15 protein-coding genes and 1 pseudogene are annotated in these 15,182 nt (G+C 64.3%); 5 read left to right on the plus strand and 11 right to left on the minus strand.

All coding sequences use genetic code 11. The features are described 5' to 3' along the window. Positions 1-64: 64 nt before the first annotated feature. From ACNJYB_RS26790 to ACNJYB_RS26800, 3 genes are all read right to left on the minus strand, one after another. Entirely contained in the window at positions 65-1,357 is a 1,293-nt protein-coding gene (locus tag ACNJYB_RS26790; protein WP_439369464.1) for a TRAP transporter large permease, read from the minus strand. After that, a complete protein-coding gene (locus ACNJYB_RS26795; RefSeq protein ID WP_439369465.1) occupies positions 1,348-1,899 on the minus strand; it encodes a TRAP transporter small permease in 552 nt (183 codons plus the stop codon). Before ACNJYB_RS26795 ends, ACNJYB_RS26790 begins: the two co-directional genes overlap by 10 nt. Before the next feature lie 66 nt (positions 1,900-1,965). Beyond that, complete coding sequence (locus ACNJYB_RS26800) at positions 1,966-2,937, minus strand: TRAP transporter substrate-binding protein (RefSeq protein ID WP_439369466.1); 972 nt, start codon at positions 2,935-2,937, stop codon at positions 1,966-1,968. A gap of 296 nt (positions 2,938-3,233) precedes the next feature. On the opposite strand from ACNJYB_RS26800, the gene ACNJYB_RS26805 reads away from it, so the two are divergent. Then, the gene (locus ACNJYB_RS26805) at positions 3,234-4,010 is read left to right on the plus strand and encodes a cyclase family protein (RefSeq protein ID WP_439369467.1); all 777 of its coding nucleotides are present in this window, start codon (positions 3,234-3,236) and stop codon (positions 4,008-4,010) included. A 10-nt stretch (positions 4,011-4,020) separates the two neighbouring features. Here ACNJYB_RS26805 and ACNJYB_RS26810 read toward each other — a convergent pair whose 3' ends face one another. From ACNJYB_RS26810 to ACNJYB_RS26820, 3 genes are all read right to left on the minus strand, one after another. Further along, entirely contained in the window at positions 4,021-4,749 is a 729-nt protein-coding gene (locus tag ACNJYB_RS26810; protein WP_183239786.1) for a Crp/Fnr family transcriptional regulator, read from the minus strand. Positions 4,750-5,017: 268 nt separating this feature from the next. Further along, positions 5,018-5,143 (minus strand): hypothetical protein, encoded by a 126-nt coding sequence (locus ACNJYB_RS26815; RefSeq protein ID WP_439369468.1) that lies wholly within the window; start codon positions 5,141-5,143, stop codon positions 5,018-5,020. 95 nt (positions 5,144-5,238) lie between these two features. Next, positions 5,239-5,952 carry a Crp/Fnr family transcriptional regulator gene (locus tag ACNJYB_RS26820; protein WP_439369470.1) on the minus strand — a complete coding sequence of 238 codons (714 nt, stop codon included), beginning with the start codon at positions 5,950-5,952 and terminating at the stop codon, positions 5,239-5,241. Between the two features lie 158 nt (positions 5,953-6,110). Here ACNJYB_RS26820 and ACNJYB_RS26825 point away from each other — a divergent pair, with 158 nt between their 5' ends. After that, complete coding sequence (locus ACNJYB_RS26825) at positions 6,111-6,428, plus strand: c-type cytochrome (RefSeq protein ID WP_439369471.1); 318 nt, start codon at positions 6,111-6,113, stop codon at positions 6,426-6,428. A gap of 6 nt (positions 6,429-6,434) precedes the next feature. On the opposite strand, the gene ACNJYB_RS26830 is transcribed toward ACNJYB_RS26825, so the two are convergent. From ACNJYB_RS26830 to ACNJYB_RS26840, 3 genes are read right to left on the minus strand one after another with little or no spacing between them, the layout of a single operon-like run. Continuing rightward, positions 6,435-7,538: an ABC-type transport auxiliary lipoprotein family protein gene (locus ACNJYB_RS26830; RefSeq protein WP_439369472.1), complete on the minus strand. Its 1,104-nt coding sequence runs from the start codon at positions 7,536-7,538 to the stop codon at positions 6,435-6,437. A 3-nt stretch (positions 7,539-7,541) separates the two neighbouring features. After that, on the minus strand, positions 7,542-8,309 hold the full coding sequence (locus tag ACNJYB_RS26835) for an ABC transporter ATP-binding protein (RefSeq protein WP_439369474.1): 768 nt from the start codon (positions 8,307-8,309) through the stop codon (positions 7,542-7,544). A 2-nt stretch (positions 8,310-8,311) separates the two neighbouring features. Next, positions 8,312-9,448 (minus strand): ABC transporter permease, encoded by a 1,137-nt coding sequence (locus ACNJYB_RS26840; RefSeq protein ID WP_439369476.1) that lies wholly within the window; start codon positions 9,446-9,448, stop codon positions 8,312-8,314. 175 nt (positions 9,449-9,623) lie between these two features. Between ACNJYB_RS26840 and ACNJYB_RS26845 the strand changes: the two genes are divergently transcribed. Further along, positions 9,624-9,899: a hypothetical protein gene (locus ACNJYB_RS26845; protein ID WP_439369478.1), complete on the plus strand. Its 276-nt coding sequence runs from the start codon at positions 9,624-9,626 to the stop codon at positions 9,897-9,899. After that, positions 9,900-10,397: a phage holin family protein gene (locus ACNJYB_RS26850; protein WP_439369480.1), complete on the plus strand. Its 498-nt coding sequence runs from the start codon at positions 9,900-9,902 to the stop codon at positions 10,395-10,397. 9 nt (positions 10,398-10,406) lie between these two features. Here the strand turns inward: ACNJYB_RS26850 and ACNJYB_RS26855 are convergent, their stop codons facing one another. Both ACNJYB_RS26855 and ACNJYB_RS26860 read right to left on the minus strand, forming a co-directional pair. Continuing rightward, positions 10,407-13,100, minus strand: a complete 2,694-nt coding sequence (locus tag ACNJYB_RS26855; protein ID WP_439369482.1) for a bifunctional acetate--CoA ligase family protein/GNAT family N-acetyltransferase — start codon at positions 13,098-13,100, stop codon at positions 10,407-10,409. A gap of 70 nt (positions 13,101-13,170) precedes the next feature. Further along, positions 13,171-14,010 (minus strand): universal stress protein, encoded by an 840-nt coding sequence (locus tag ACNJYB_RS26860; protein WP_439369484.1) that lies wholly within the window; start codon positions 14,008-14,010, stop codon positions 13,171-13,173. Positions 14,011-14,185: 175 nt separating this feature from the next. Here ACNJYB_RS26860 and ACNJYB_RS26865 point away from each other — a divergent pair. Further along, a pseudogene (locus ACNJYB_RS26865) lies at positions 14,186-15,168 on the plus strand (zinc-dependent alcohol dehydrogenase family protein). The last annotated feature ends 14 nt before the right edge of the window (positions 15,169-15,182 follow it).

Raw genomic sequence — 15,182 nt, forward strand, 5'->3', positions numbered from 1 at the left:
TGTTGTCGTGACGCAAACTACGAAAGGGCGGCCCGCCGGCCAAGGGCCGGCGCAAGCACGGCAGCTATCCCTTGTATCCCATCAAGAGACGCGGCAGCCACAGCGAGAAGGCGGGAACGTAGGTCACGAACATCAGCGCCGCGATCAGCGCGGCGTAGAACGGCAGGATGGTGCGCATCACCGCGCCCACCGAAATGCCGCCGATGGCGCAGCCGACGAACTGCGTCGTTCCGACCGGCGGGGTGTTCAGACCGAGTGCGCAGTTGATCAGCATCAGCATGCCGAACTGCACCGGATCCATACCGGCCTTCATCGCGATCGGCAGGAAGATCGGCGTGCAGATCAGGATGGTCGCGGCCATGTCCATGAACGTGCCGAGTACGAACAGGATGACGTTGATGAGCAGGAAGATCATCCAGGGCTCCGTCGAGACCTTGCTCATGAGATCGCCGGCGAAATCGGCCACCTCGTAGAGTCCCATCAGGTACTGGAACATGGTGGAGACGCCGATCAGCAGCAGCACCACGCCCGTCGTCTTCACCGCCTTGGCCGCGGCCCGCAGGAAGTTCTGCAGGGTCATGGTGCGGTAGATGAAGAAGGTCAGCAGGATCGTGTAGGTGACCGCGACGGCCGCCGATTCAGTTGCCGTGAAGACGCCGGACAGGATGCCGGCCAGAATGATCCCGACGATCAAAAGGCCAGGCAGTGCGGCGGCGAGCGAACGGAACACTTCGGCCCAGCCCGGGAACTTGCCGGCCGGATAGCCGCGCTTCACCGCGACAGCGTAGGCAGCGACCAGCATGCACACCATCAGCACCAGCGCCGGGAGGAGGCCCGCGGCGATCAGCGCACCGATCGAGACCTTGCCGCCGGCGGCCAGCGCATAGATGATCATGTTGTGGCTGGTCGGCATCAGCGCGCCCACCAGCGAGGCGTGGGTGGTGACGTTGACGGCGTAGTCGGTGTCGAACCCTTCCTTTTTCATCATCGGGATCATCACCGCGCCCATCGCCGACACGTCGGCCACGGGCGAGCCGGAGACGCCGCCGAACAGCGTGCAAGCGACCACGTTCGACATGCCGAGGCCGCCGCGGATGTGTCCGACGAGATTCTTGGCGAGCTTCACGATCTTGTCGGCGACGCCGCCATGCAGCATCAGCTCGCCGCTGAAGACGAAGAACGGGATGGCCAGGAAGGAGAAGATGTTCATCCCCGACATCATCTGCTGGAAGATGACGGCGACCGGCAGGCCTTCGTAGAGGATGGTGCAGATTGCGGAGAGGCCGATCGCGAAGGCTACCGGGACGCCGAGGATCAGGAAGCCGAAGAAGGTGGCGCCGAGGATGATCAGTTCCATGAGGGGACGACCTCTTCGCCGCGCAGGAGAGCAACGATGTGCTCGATGGAAAAGGAAACGATGAGGATGCCCGAGGCGATCAGCGGCACGTAGCGGATCACTTCAGGCAAGCCGAGATTGGGGATTTTCACGGTTCCAACCGATGCGCCGAGAATCCAGCCGTTATAGGCCATCGCGATGCCGAACACGGCGACCAGAACGTGGATGACGATCTCGATCTTTTCCCGCGCGCGATCCGGAAGCATGACCAGCAGACTGTCCATGCCGATGTGGCCGGCATCGCGGACGCCGACGGCAGCACCGATGAGTGTGACGTATAGAATGAGGACCAGCGCGAGATTCTCTGTCCACGTCGGGCTGGAGTTGAGCACGTAGCGTCCGAACACCTGGTAGAAGACGATGGTGACGATGACGAGCAGTCCGGTCACCGACAGGTACATGCCGAGGCGCGCGATGGGTGCATTGATCCGCGACAGCAGGCCGGTGGACGGGCGTCCGGTGACCGCCTCCTGCTCGTTATCTGCAACGTGTGGGTCTGTCATCCCGCGCCTCCCTTGCGAAGGGTCCGGTGTCACCTGGCGGCGACGCCGGACCCGATCCGCGTGCGCTTACTTCGTGTCCTGGATACGCCTGACGAGGCTCTGCAGCTTCTCGTCACCGGCGAACTTCTGGTACACCGGCTTCATCGCGTCGACGAACTCCTGCTTGTTGCCGACGGTCACCACCTGAACGCCGGCCGCCTCGACGGTCTTGCGGGAGGCCTGCTCGCGCTCGTCCCAGAGCTTGCGCATGACGGGCACCGATTCCTTTGCCGCCTTGCGCACCAACGCCTGATCCTCCTTGCTCAGCGTGTCCCAGACCTTTTTGGACATCACGAGAACTTCGGGGGCGAGCGAGTGCTCGGTGACGTTGTAGAACTTGGCCGCCTCGAAATGGCGCGAAGACTCGTAGGAGGGCCAGTTGTTCTCGGCGGCGTCCACGAGACCGGTCTTGAGAGCGGTATAGACCTCGCCATAGGGCATGGGCGTGGGGTTGGCGCCGAGGCTCTGGATCATGCCGACCCAGAGGTCGGATTGCTGGACGCGGATCTTGAGGCCCTTGACGTCGGCAAGCGACTTGACCGGAGCCTTGACGGTGTAGATGGACCGGGCGCCGCTGTCGTAATAGGCAAGGCCGACCAGGCCCGCGGGCTCCATGGCCGCCAGGATCTCGTCGCCGATTGGCCCATCAAGGACGGTGCGCATGTGCTGCGTGTCGCGGAACACGAAGGGCAGGCACAGGGCGATGGTTTCGGGCACGAAGTTGTTGAGCGGCGATGCGTTGATCCGCATCATATCCAGCGCGCCGATCTTGAGCTGCTCGATGGTGTCCTTTTCCGAGCCCAGGGCGCCGTTCGGAAACACCTTCACGCCGAGCTTGCCGCCGCTCGCCGTCGCGAGCTGCTTGCCCATGAACTTGACGGCCTCGACGGTGGGATAATCGGCGGGATGGATGTCGGCGGAGCGGAAATCGCGTGCAGTCGCCAGCGGCGCTGAGACAGCCAGCACAGCGGCTGCGATGATACCGGTCAGTGTCTTCATCTGGGGCTTCCTCCTGAGGTGATTATGTCGTTGTCGGGCAGGCTGCAGGCCGTCTTGGGTCGCTCCACTTCAGGTGCGAAGTCAAGCGCCAATGTCGTCCCTAGGGCGGGCGGCATTCCCTGTCCAAGCCAAATCCGGCATCGATCGATGCAAGAGTTGCATCGATCGATTTCTGGCGCAGTTCGCATTATGGTGGGTATGGCGGGCTGGCTCGACGTCGCCGGCACGTGACTTGACGCCTCCAATCGAGGCCCCTCAGGATGTCCCAAACACCGGACTGTCGCGAAGGAATGCCCATGCCGCGGAAGCTGATCGATATTTCCGTGCCGCTCCGAAACGACGTGACATCCGATCCGCCCGGCAATCACCCGACCATCACCTATATCGACCACCAGCAGGGCCTGCCGCGCATGCTGCAGTTCTTCGACGGCCTCAAGGCGGAAGACCTGCCGGACGGCCAGGGCTGGGCCGTCGAGCAGGTCTCGCTGTCGACCCATAACGGTACGCATCTTGATGCGCCCTGGCACTTTCATCCGACCATGAACCGCGGCGAGCGGTCATGGACCATCGACGAAGTGCCGCTGGAATGGTGCTTTCAGCCCGGCGTGAAGCTCGACTTCCGGCATCTGGCTGACGGCTATGTCGTGACTGCCGGCGACGTCGAGACGGAGCTCAAGCGCATCGGACACACGCTATCCCCGCTGGAGATCGTGGTCGTCAACACCAGTGCCGGCGCCAAATTCGGCGAGGCCAGTTACGTCAACTCCGGTTGCGGCATGGGCTATGAGGCGACGATGTATCTGCTCGAGCGCGGCGTGCGGCTGACCGGCACCGATGGCTGGAGCTGGGACGCGCCGTTCGTCTTCACCGCGCAGAAATATGCCGAAACAAAAGACGCCGGCCTGATCTGGGAAGGCCACAAGGCGGGCCGGCACATTGGTTATTGCCATCTCGAGAAGCTGCATAATCTCGATCGATTGCCCTCGACCGGATTCACGGTCTCATGCTTCCCCGTGAAGATCGAGCGCGCCTCGGCGGGTTGGACCCGCGCGGTCGCCATTATCGACGATTAGGCGCGACGCATTACTCGCCGTCGAGGCCGCTCTCGGCGAGCTCGCGCAGCGCATCGGTGTCGAGCACCACGATGGCACCATGCTCGAGACGAACCCAGCCGCGACCGGCCCAGGCGCGCAGTTGCTTGTTGATGCTCTCGCGCGTCATCCCCACCATCTCGCTGATCTCCTGCTGGGTGATGGCGAGCGTGCCACTGCCGGAGTCGAGCTTGCGCTCCTCGGTGAGGCCGAGCAGCGCGCTTGCGAGCCGGCCCGGCAGATTTTGCAGGATCACCTGCTCGACCTGCTGGCTGGTCCAGCGCAGGCGCGCGCAGAGCAGTTCGATAAACTTCATTGCCAGCGCCGGCTGACTCTTCACGAACGGCAGGAAGTCGCGGCGGTCGATGATGTAGAGCTCGCAATTGGTGTTGGCGGTCGCATCCGCGGATCGCGGCGCACCGTCGAGAACCGCGATCTCGCCAAAGATCTCGCCGGGGCCGATCAGGTTGAGAATCGCATTCCGCCCGTCGGGCGATGAAGAGGATATCTTCACAGTCCCCGTGATCACCGCGAACAGGTTATTGCCGGGATCGCCCTTGGCGGCGATCGTCGCGCCGCGCTTTACGGTCGTGTGCTTGGCGTAGCGGCAAAGCTGATCGAGCGCTTCCGGCTCCAGATCCGCGAAGATCGGGTGCTTGCGCAGGACCGATAATTTGTTGCCCGCCGATTGTCGGGGGTCGCCGGTCTTGTCCTGAGGCACGCCGCTGGGCTCCTAAGGCTGCGAGGCACTGGAGTTCCTGCGTAGTCAGTGTTGTCCGGCTTTTCAACCGGAAAGCATGCCCACCGCTTGAGGCAAATGCGGCGAAAAGGCCTCCGCCCGGCCCGAAGCCCGCATCCAAAGGATGCACCAATGCACCACATCGATGCAGAGTTGTGGGGCCCCTGCAGGTCGTTGTTGTGTCGAGGCGCCGCCGACTGCGCGCGGGTGGGCGGCAGGCACATTGGACCGGAATCTACGATTGAGAGCATCAACGCCTGGAATCGAGGTCGATCCGGCCTGCGCTGGTTTGCCGATCCGCCCACGCCAGAGCTGCGGCGAAAGTGACGAAGATCGGGACGACGACAATGGTCATCAGCAACGCGTCTGTGGGCATCGTGCTCCTCCCGGATTGTTTGAGGGCACTATGCGCGACCGCTCCTCGGCGTCATTGATCGGGATCAAAAATTCGGGAGCGTCGCGGAAAGTGTCTCAGGCTGCGGCGAGAGCCTCGACGCGCGCCGGGTCGCGCACGCTGATTCCGCCGTGAACGATCTCGATCGCACCGTGGCGTTCGAGCTTGGTGAAGGTGCGGCTGACGGTTTCGATGGTGAGGCCGAGATAGTCGGCGATGTCCTGGCGGCTCATCGGAAGCGAAACCGTGTCCGACGGCTCCTCGAGTGCCAACAGCCGTTCGCGCCAGCCGAGCAGGAAAGCGGCGACCTTCTCGTCCGCCGAGCGGCGGCCGAGCAGGACCATGTGGTCGCGTGCCTGGCTCAACTCGCGAACGGCCAGCTCGTTGATGCGCCTCAGCAGCTGCGGACGGTCCTCGATGAAACGGCTGAAGGGCGCTTTTGCGAACTGGCAGACGATCACCGCGCCGATTGCATCGGCCGAAAAATTGTGACGGCCTGAAAGGTTCATCCCGAGGAAATCACCGGGCAACGCGAAACCCACGATCTGCCGCCGGCCGTCCGGCAGCAGCTTGTACAGCCGCATCACGCCCTCGAGGACGTTGTAGAACGAGGTCGTGATGTCCTCCTCGGAGAACACGGTCTCGCCCGAGGAAAAATGGACACGCCGTCCGAGATGCTCGAACTCCCTGAGCTCGGCCGCATCCAACGACGAACAAACCGCCGATCCACGTACGGCGCAATCGCTGCAGAAATGTCCGTTCGGCTCAATCGTGACCCCGGAAGGCTTCATCCACCGCTCCAAGCGCGGGGTCCAGCTCCGCCCCCGGCCGAGTCCGCCACGCGCGGCTTGCATTTTACTGCGCCGCCACAAACGCGATTGACCCAGATCAATTTTGGCCTCCCGCTCCCCTTTATTCTGCATCGTGAGTTCGACGGGATCCTCCTTCCATGTTTCAGCACGCGCTCCGCCAAGGACTGATTGGCCTGCTTCTGATCACGCCGGTCCTGGCCGTCCCCACCGCCGAACAACGCGGCAAAGCCTTTGCACGGACCAATTGCGCCCGCTGTCACGCGATCGACCGCGTGTCCGAGAGCCCGCTCAAGATCGCGCCCCCGCTACGCACCCTGCACCGGCGCTATCCGGTCGAGACCCTTGGCGAGGCACTGGCGGAAGGCATCTACACCGGTCACGCCGACATGCCCGCCTTCGAGCTCAGTCCGGACCAGATCCACGATTTGCTGTCCTACCTGAAGACGCTGGAATAGACGGCTTTAGACCGCCTGCACCGTCCAGCCGATCAGCTCCCTGGCGATGCGGGCGAAAGCCGCATCGAACGCCGCGACGGCAGCCGCTGGCTCGACCTTGTCGAGCTTCTCGCTGGCCGCAATGATGCGGGACGCGACCACCTTGCCGTTCTTGTCGACGATCCGCGCCGACAGGGCGATCTCGGCCCTTGTCTCGCCCTCCGTGGCAATCCGGAAGCGCCTGATGTCGATCAGAAGCTGGTAGTCTGCCTGTCCGAGATCGCTCGTGCGCAGCGGCGCATGCGCGATGTCGTAGTTCTCGAAGCTGTCGATCAGTCGCGCCTGCACCAGTTTTGGAATGCTGTCGGCCCAGATAAATTCGGCAAAGCCTGGATTGTCACCGACGGGAGAGAAGAGCATGCGCTGGGTCTGGAGCATTGCAACGGCGGTCGGCTCGGGAATGGCCAGCGACGCAGAGAACGTCTTGCCGGGAGGGCCGAGGTTCTGCGGCGCGCGCAGGTCGTAGGTGATCTTCTGCGCCGGTGCCCCGCCGCCCGTCATCTTCTCGAGGCCAGCCAGGATGCCGTCGATCTTGCCGGTGTTGCGCGCGAGCCCGTCGGAGAAAGTCTTGAGATTGGCGATGGTGTCCTTCAGCGGACCGGAGTTATCCTCCAGCACGGTGTCGACCCGCCGCAGCGCGTCGCGCGCGGCCTGAGTCATGCTCTGACCTGCGCCGGCCTCGGCAATCAGGGTCAGGGGCTCGCCGGATTTGGCGACGATCGTGCCGCCCTCCAGCGTCACCACGGGCACGCCGGTGAGCCCCTGGAAATCGAGCCCGACCCTGGTGTCGGCGCGCACGGGCGTTGCCGAGGCAACCGAGATCGTCGCGTTGACGAAGCGCGGACTATCCGGCGCCAGTCCGAGCTGGGTCACCTCGCCGACGCGGATGCCATTGAACAGCACGCCGGCGCCGACCAGCAGCCCCGGCACCGGTCCCTGGAATTGCACGTGATAGTTCGTCCGCGGCCCGATGCCGCCGGTGTTGTTCAGCCAATAGACGAAGCCGAACACCGCGACAATCGCGGCCAGCACGAAGCTGCCGATCAGCACGTAGGGAGCGCGGGTTTCCATGTCTCATCTCATCTCGTGTTGCAGCATCTGCGAGCGCTTGCCGTGGAAATAGGCGCGCACCCAGGGATGCTCGGATTGCAGCAGTTCGCGCATCGGCCCGATCGCGACGATCTTGCCGTCGGCGAGCGCGGCGACGCGGTCGCAGACCGTGGTTAGGCTGGCAAGATCGTGGGTGACCATGAACACGGTCAGCCCCAGGGTCATTTGCAGGGTCCTGATCAGCGCGTCGAAATCGCCGGCGGCGATCGGATCGAGGCCGGAAGTCGGCTCGTCCAGGAACAGGATCGGCGGATCCAGCGCAAGCGCGCGCGCCAGCGCCACGCGCTTGGTCATGCCGCCCGACAGCTCCGCCGGATATTTGTCGGCGTCCTGCGCCCGCAGTCCAACCATCTCGAGCTTGGCGATCGCGATCTCGTCCATCAACTCCTGCGACAGGACGAGATTTTCGCGCAGCGGAAACTGGACGTTCTGACGGACTGTCAACGAGGAGAACAGCGCGCCCTGCTGGAACAGGATGCCCCAGGCGGTGGCCGCGCCTTGCGCGCCGCCACCGATCGGCTGTCCCATGACCTCGATGGTGCCGCTGCGGCGCTGGATCAGGCCGATGATGGTCCGCATCAGCACCGACTTGCCGCCGCCGGACGCGCCCACCAGCCCGATGATCTCGCCGCGGCGGACGTCGAGCGACAGGTGGTCGAGTACGGTCTGGCGGCCGAAGCCTACCACGAGGTCGCGAACCCTGATCGCGAACTCTTCCTGCTGGGCGTTCATCGTCACATTCCGATCGAAGCGAAGAAGATCGCGAACAGGCCGTCGAGCACGATCACCAGGAAGATCGACTTCACCACCGACGTCGTGGTCTGCCGCCCAAGCGACTCGGCGCTGCCCTTGACCCGCAGGCCCTCGCTGCAGGCAACGATGCCGATCACCAGCGCCATGAACGGCGCCTTCAGGATGCCGACCTCGAAATGGGTGACGGAAATCGCCTCATGCAGCCGTGCAATGTAGATCGCCGGTCCCATGTCGCCATAGAACTGCGCAACCAAGCCGCCGCCATAGAGCGCCGCAATCGATCCGATGAAGGCCAGGATCGGCAGCGCGATGACGAGAGCCGCGACGCGGGGCAGGATCAGGACGTCGACGGGATCGAGCCCCATGGTCGAGAGCGCGTCGATCTCCTCGCGCATCTTCATCGAGCCGAGCTCGGCGGTGTAGGCGCTTCCCGAACGTCCCGCGACCATGATGGCGACGATCAACACGCCGAGCTCGCGCAGCACCAGGATGCCGACCATGTCGACGGTGTAGGATTCCGCGCCGAACCTGCGGAAGTGGAAGAATCCCTGCTGGGCGATGATGGCGCCGATCAGGAACGTGATCAGGACGACGATGGGGATCGCCTGCCACCCGATGCGGTAGAGCTGGTAGACCACCGACGTCAGCCGCAGCGTTCGCGGCCGGCGCAGCACGCCCGCGACGGCCACGAACAAAGCGCCGAGCATTTGCAGGAAGATGGTGATGTCTTCGCGCGCACCGACCGTGGCCTTGCCGAGATCGTTCAACCTGAGCAGAACCGGATTGGCCGCGGACGTCGGCGCTGGCGGATGGCGGTTGACCTGCCGCACCTCCTCCATGAGACCGCTGAAATGGTCGGCGACGCCGACGAATTCGGCCGGTCTGCCGGACGAGGCGGCCCGGCGCGACAATTTCTCCAGAACCCAGGCGCCGAGCGTATCCAGTGCGCTGACGCCCGACATGTCCAGGGTCACAACTCGCGACCGATCGACCTCGGCTCCGACCGAGCGGGAAAGCGTTTCGAGCGCCGTTACGTTCGCCGCGGTCCAGGGCCCTTCCGGACGCAATTTCAGCGCGTCGCCAGAGGGCGTTGCCAGCAACAGCGGTTCGGAGTTCACGCTTCCACCTCATCGGGACGATTGATCCCCATTCAGCCGCTACTTCTAGGCCGAGCGTGTGGCGGCCGGTTTGATCTGTCTCAAGAGCAGGACCGGCCCACGTCTTGACGCAAGTCAAGCGCGGTCGTGCCCGCGGGCCCTAGGGTTCGCTTCATTCAATGGAAACATCAAATCCATGTTCGACAGCGACGCGTTGAGCGAAGAACTGCGGACCTTGAAAGTGGACGTCACGCGCCTTTTGAGCACCGCCGGCGAAGAGATGTTCGACAGCTCGAAAGAGCGTGCCGAGGCGCTGGCCGATCAGATCAAGGCCGCGCTGGCCGAACTCGGTGAAACCGTCAGCGACGAGCAGGAGCAGCTTCAGGGCCTCATCGCGTATCGCCCGATCACCTCGCTCGCCTCGGCCTTCGCACTCGGCGTCGTCGTCGGCTTCATGCTGAGGAGACACTAGGTGAATAGCGAAAATGTCGTCAAACATCTGCGCCTCTTGTGGCGTACTGACAGGATCATCGCGGACATCAGGCTGCGCCACCTCCTGATGGGCCTCGGTCTGCGCGCCTTTGCGGCGCTGATCGCGGCGTTCGGGCTCCTGATGCTGGAGCTGTCGGCCTATTTCGCGCTGGTCCAGGTCTGGAGCGCGATTGCCGCAGCCGCCATTCTCGGCGCCGTCAATTTTGCCATCGCGGCGCTTCTCTTCGTCATCGCCGGCCGTGCTCCGTCCGGCCGCGACATCGAGCTCGCCAATGAAATTCACGGCGCCTCCATCGAGGCCCTTCAGCTCGAGGCTCGCGCGCTTCAGGCCCAGGTGTCGGGCGCGGTGCATCATCCGCTGAGCTCGATTGTACCGATGCTGGTGCCCCTGATCGCGATTATCGTCAAGTCGTTGCGAAGTACTGCGAAGACATCCGCCAAGACATCCGCCGCTGCAAATGGTGAGGCGCCCTCCTAGCGGGGGCGCTCAGAGCTTCAGCCGGACATCGCAGATATCAGGCTCGGTCGGATTCGGCTTGACCTCGAAACCGAGCTGCCGGCACATCTCGAGCATCACGGTGTTCTCCCGAAGCACGTCGCCCGAAATCGCCTTCAGGCCTTCCGACCTCGCATAGTCGATGATCAACTGCATCAGGGCCCATCCCAGCCCCCTGCCCTTGAGATCAGACCGCAGCAGGATCGCATATTCGCCGCTCTCGTAGATCGAGTCCGAATGCAGCCGGACGACGCCGACCATCTCGCCGGTCGCCTCGTCGAAAGCGATGAAGGCCATGGCGCGGGCATAGTCGAGCTGGGTCAGCCGTGCGATGAATTCATGGGTGAACTCCTTCATCGGCGCGAAGAAGCGCAGGCGAAGGTCGTGAGGCGTCACATGGCGCAGGAACTCATGGATGGTCGGCTCGTCCTCGGGACGCAACGGCCGCACGAAAATCCGCCAATCGTCCTTGAGCTTGAGGCGCCGCTCCCACTGCGACGGGTAGGCGCGAACGGCGAAATTGGCGGGTCCTGAGCCCGCGAACTTCCGCTGCGGCGGCCCGACCGCGACACGGGCGTCGACCGCCGTCACGCCGGTCTCATCCGCAAGCAGCGGGTTGATGTCGAACTCGCGAATCTCCGGAATGTCGGCTGCCATCTGCACAAGCTTGACCAGCACCATGGCGACGGCGTCCTGCTTGACGGCAGGCACGTCCCGATAGGCGCGCAACAGCCGCGAGACCCGCGTGCGATCGATTACATCACGGGCGAGCTGCAGATCGAGCGGCGGCAGCGCCAGCGCCTTGTCATTGATGATCTCAACCGCCGTCCCGCCCCGGCCGAAGACCACGACGGTGCCGAAGGTGGGATCGTCGGCAAGGCCGAGGATCAGCTCGCGCGCCTTCGCCTTGATGACCATTGCCTGGACGATGACGCCGCCGATGCGGGCCTCGGGCCGCAGCTTCCTGGCCCGGGCGAGAATATCGGTCGCGGCCGCACGCACCGCCTCCGGCGTCGTCAGATTGAGCACCACGCCGCCGACATCGGATTTGTGCACGATGTCGCGCGACATGATCTTCAGCACGACGGTCCCGCCTTGTGCAAATATCTCGTTGGCACAGATCACCGCCTGCTCGACATCACCGGCGGCATAGGTCGGCACCATCGCGATGTCGTAGGCTTCGAGCAGGTGCTTGATTTCGACAGGCTCGAGCCATTTGCGGCCGTCGGCGATCGCACCGGCGACGATCAGGCGCGCAGCGCGAGCATCCGGCACAAATGTATCAGGCATCGCGGGAGGAACCTGGCTCAGCTCCTCCACCACTTCGCGGTGTCGAACGAGGTGCATGAAGCCGCGCACGGCGTCATCTTCGGTCGGATAATTCGGCATGCCGGCATCGGACAGTGCCTGAACGATCTTCTGGTCGGCTCCAACCCAGGCGGCCAGGACAGGCTTCGACCATCGGCCGTGCTGCTTGCGATATGTGCCGACGAGCTCCGTCACGGTCGTCGCGATGTCGGCAGCCGAAGCGATCGCTGTCTGCACATTGAGGACGAGAACGGCGTCATTGTCGGAGTCGGCCAACAGCGCCTCGAGTGCAGCCGCGTAGCGCGATGCATCGGCATCGCCGACGATGTCGACAGGATTTCCGCCGGACCAGGTCGACGGCAGCTCGTCGTCGAGTTTCTTGCGGACGTCCGCCGAGATCGACGCGGGAATCCCGCCGAGCTCGACCAACCGGTCGACGGCGAGGACACCGATGCCGCCGCCATTGGTGAGGATGGCCAGCCGCTTTCCGGCCGGCGATTCGACGCGGCCGAGCGTCTCGGCGCAGTCGAACAGCTCGCGCAGATCGGAGACCCGCAGGACACCCGCACGGCGGAACGCCGCGTCATAGACGGCATCGGCGCCCGCGAGCGCACCGGTATGGGTCGCGGCCGCCCTCGCCCCCTGCGCCATGCGGCCGGACTTCACCACGACGACCGGCTTGACGCGCGCCGCAGCGCGCGCCGCCGACATGAACTTGCGCGCGTCCTTGATGGCCTCGATATAGAGCAGGATCGCGCGGGTCTTGTGATCCAACGCGAAATAGTCGAGCAGGTCGGCAATGTCGACGTCGATCTGATCACCGATCGAGACGATGCCGGAGAAGCCGACGCCACGCTGCGCGGCCCAATCAACCATGCCGGCAGCGATCGCGCCGGATTGCGAAATCAGCGCGAGATTTCCTGCGCCGGGCATGTGCGCGGCAAAAGTGGCATTGAGGCTCACGCCGGGCATCATGATGCCGAGGCAGTTCGGCCCAATCAGCCGCATGCCGTATTTGCGCGCTGCGGTGATTGTGGCCTCCTGCAGCGATCCCGGCCCATGGCCTAGTCCAGCCGAGACGATCAGAGCGCCGGCCGAGCCGCGCCGCCCGGCCTGGTCGATGATGCCCGGAACTTCGCGCGCCGGCGCGGTGATGACCACCAGCTCGGGCACGAAGTCCAGCCGGTCCAGGCTCTTGACCGAGGCAACGCCGGCGATCTCCGCATGGCGCGGATTCACCAGGCCGAACTGTCCCGTGAACTCGGCCTTACGAATGTTTTCCAGAACGGCGCGGCCCACGGAGACGGGACGGGCGCTCGCCCCGACGAGCGCGACCGAACGCGGTGACAGCAGGTTCTTCAGGCGATAGGTGGACATTAAAGCAAATGCGCCCGGTCGGTGGTGGTTCCGGTGGTCCAAAAGATCAGGCCCGAAACGGGTGGCCAGCCTAGTGAGAGATCATAACCCAGCACGGTGGCTGGCCAATGACGGTCTTCGTCACACCGCCCCAAACGATCTCGTTGAGGCGTGAATGATGGTAGGCTCCCATAACGATCGCATCGACGGCATTGGAATTCGCCCAGCTTCCGAGCACCTTCCCGATCGAGCTGCCGCCGCCCACTGCCGTTTCGAACGAGGCTTGGACACCGTGTTCCCTCAAATGGTCGACGAGCGAGGTTCCGGACTGCAGGATCTCGTCAGTCTTGTCGTCCGTCACGGTCACCACGCGGACCGAGGCCGCAGCCTGGAGGATAGGCATCGCGTCGCCGACGGCGCGCGCCACGCGCGCGGAGTGATCCCAGGCGATCATGACGTTCTCGAATTCCGGTCGCAGAACGTCGACGTGTTGTTCCGGACACAGCAGTAGCGGTCGCCCGGATTCAAACAGAAGCGTCTCGATGATGTGCTCCGTTCGGCTGTCATGCGGCTGCACGGGGACAAGGGTGAGATCGCTGAAACGGGCATGTTCAGCCAGGATCTGCGCGATCTGGTCCGCCGGCACCTTGCCCGATCGGCTTTGGGCCCGAATGTTGGCGCGAGACGCCGCACCGGTGAAGGCATCCAGCAGACGTTGCATCTCGACCGCTCCAGGAGCACCCTTTGCCTCGACGGCATCGGAGGCGTCGGGGAGCAGCACCTTCGGTCGCAGGAAGAGATCTTCCTCCAGCGCAAGCGCGGTGATTCTGGCGCCGAGGTCGGCGGCGACAGAAACGCATTTCTCGATTGCTGCGAGGGCCGGTCCACGCGGCTGGCCGACAAGCGGCAGAAAGACGTCCTTGATGGGCATCGGAATTCTCCTTAACTGCCAGAATAGGCCCGGCTTTCGGGAGGGTGCTTGATCCTCGTCAAGCCTCGGGAACTGACCGAGCGGGCAAGGCGGGCATTGACGGAAGTCAAGGACTGACCGCGCGCTGCCATTCTATGGATGGTTCGATCGGAGCGGTCCGCCCCGGAGACAATTGATGCGTGCGATGGTGTTGGCGGCCCCGCGAGCGCGGCTCCGGATGGAGGAGCGCCCCGATCCAATCCCCGGCGAAGGCGAGACCGGGTCGGGGTCAGCGCTTGCGGCGTCTGCCGGACCGATCTTCATGTCGTCGATGCCGAACTGCCCGACATCCGCTATCCCATCGTGCCCGGCCATGAAATCGTCGGCCGCGTCGATCTCATCGGCCCCGATGTCGCAACGCATGTGCCGGGCGATCGGGTCGGCATTCCCTGGCTTGGGTTCACCTGCGGAAACTGCCGGTTTTGCCGCGAGGGCATGGAGAACCTCTGCGACCGCCCGCTCTTCACCGGCTATACAAGGGACGGCGGCTATGCAACGCACGTGGTGGCCGACGCGCGCTACGCCTTTCCGCTCGGCGAGACCGGCGACGACGTGGCTCTTGCTCCTCTGCTGTGTGCAGGCCTGATCGGCTGGCGTTCGCTGGTGCTGGCCGGCGAGGCCGAGCGGCTCGGCATCTACGGTTTCGGCGCCGCTGGCCACATCGTCGCGCAAGTCGCAGTCTGGCAGGGACGCTCTGTCCATGCGTTTACACGGCGCGGCGATCTGGCCGCACAGGACCTCGCCCGCCGGCTCGGCGTCGTCTGGGCCGGCGCTTCGGACGAGATGCCGGACACGCCGCTCGACGCGGCGATCATCTACGCCCCTGCCGGCGAGCTCGTGCCGGCCGCATTGCGCGCCATTCGCAAGGGCGGGCGCGTGGTTTGCGCCGGAATCCATATGAGCGACATTCCGAGCTTCGCGTATGATCTGCTCTGGCAGGAACGGCAGTTGATCTCCGTTGCCAATCTCACCCGACAGGACGGCCTCGATTTTCTGAGCATCGCCCCGCAGGCTGGCGTACGCACCGAAACGACCGCATTCCCGCTCGATCAGGCCAATGAAGTGCTGGACATGCTGCGGAATGGACAAATTCTCGGCGCAGCCGTGCTGAAGCCCTGACCGCATCTTGGAAC

It is taken from the genome of Bradyrhizobium sp. SMVTL-02 (assembly GCF_051853005.1).
Lineage (GTDB): Bacteria > Pseudomonadota > Alphaproteobacteria > Rhizobiales > Xanthobacteraceae > Bradyrhizobium.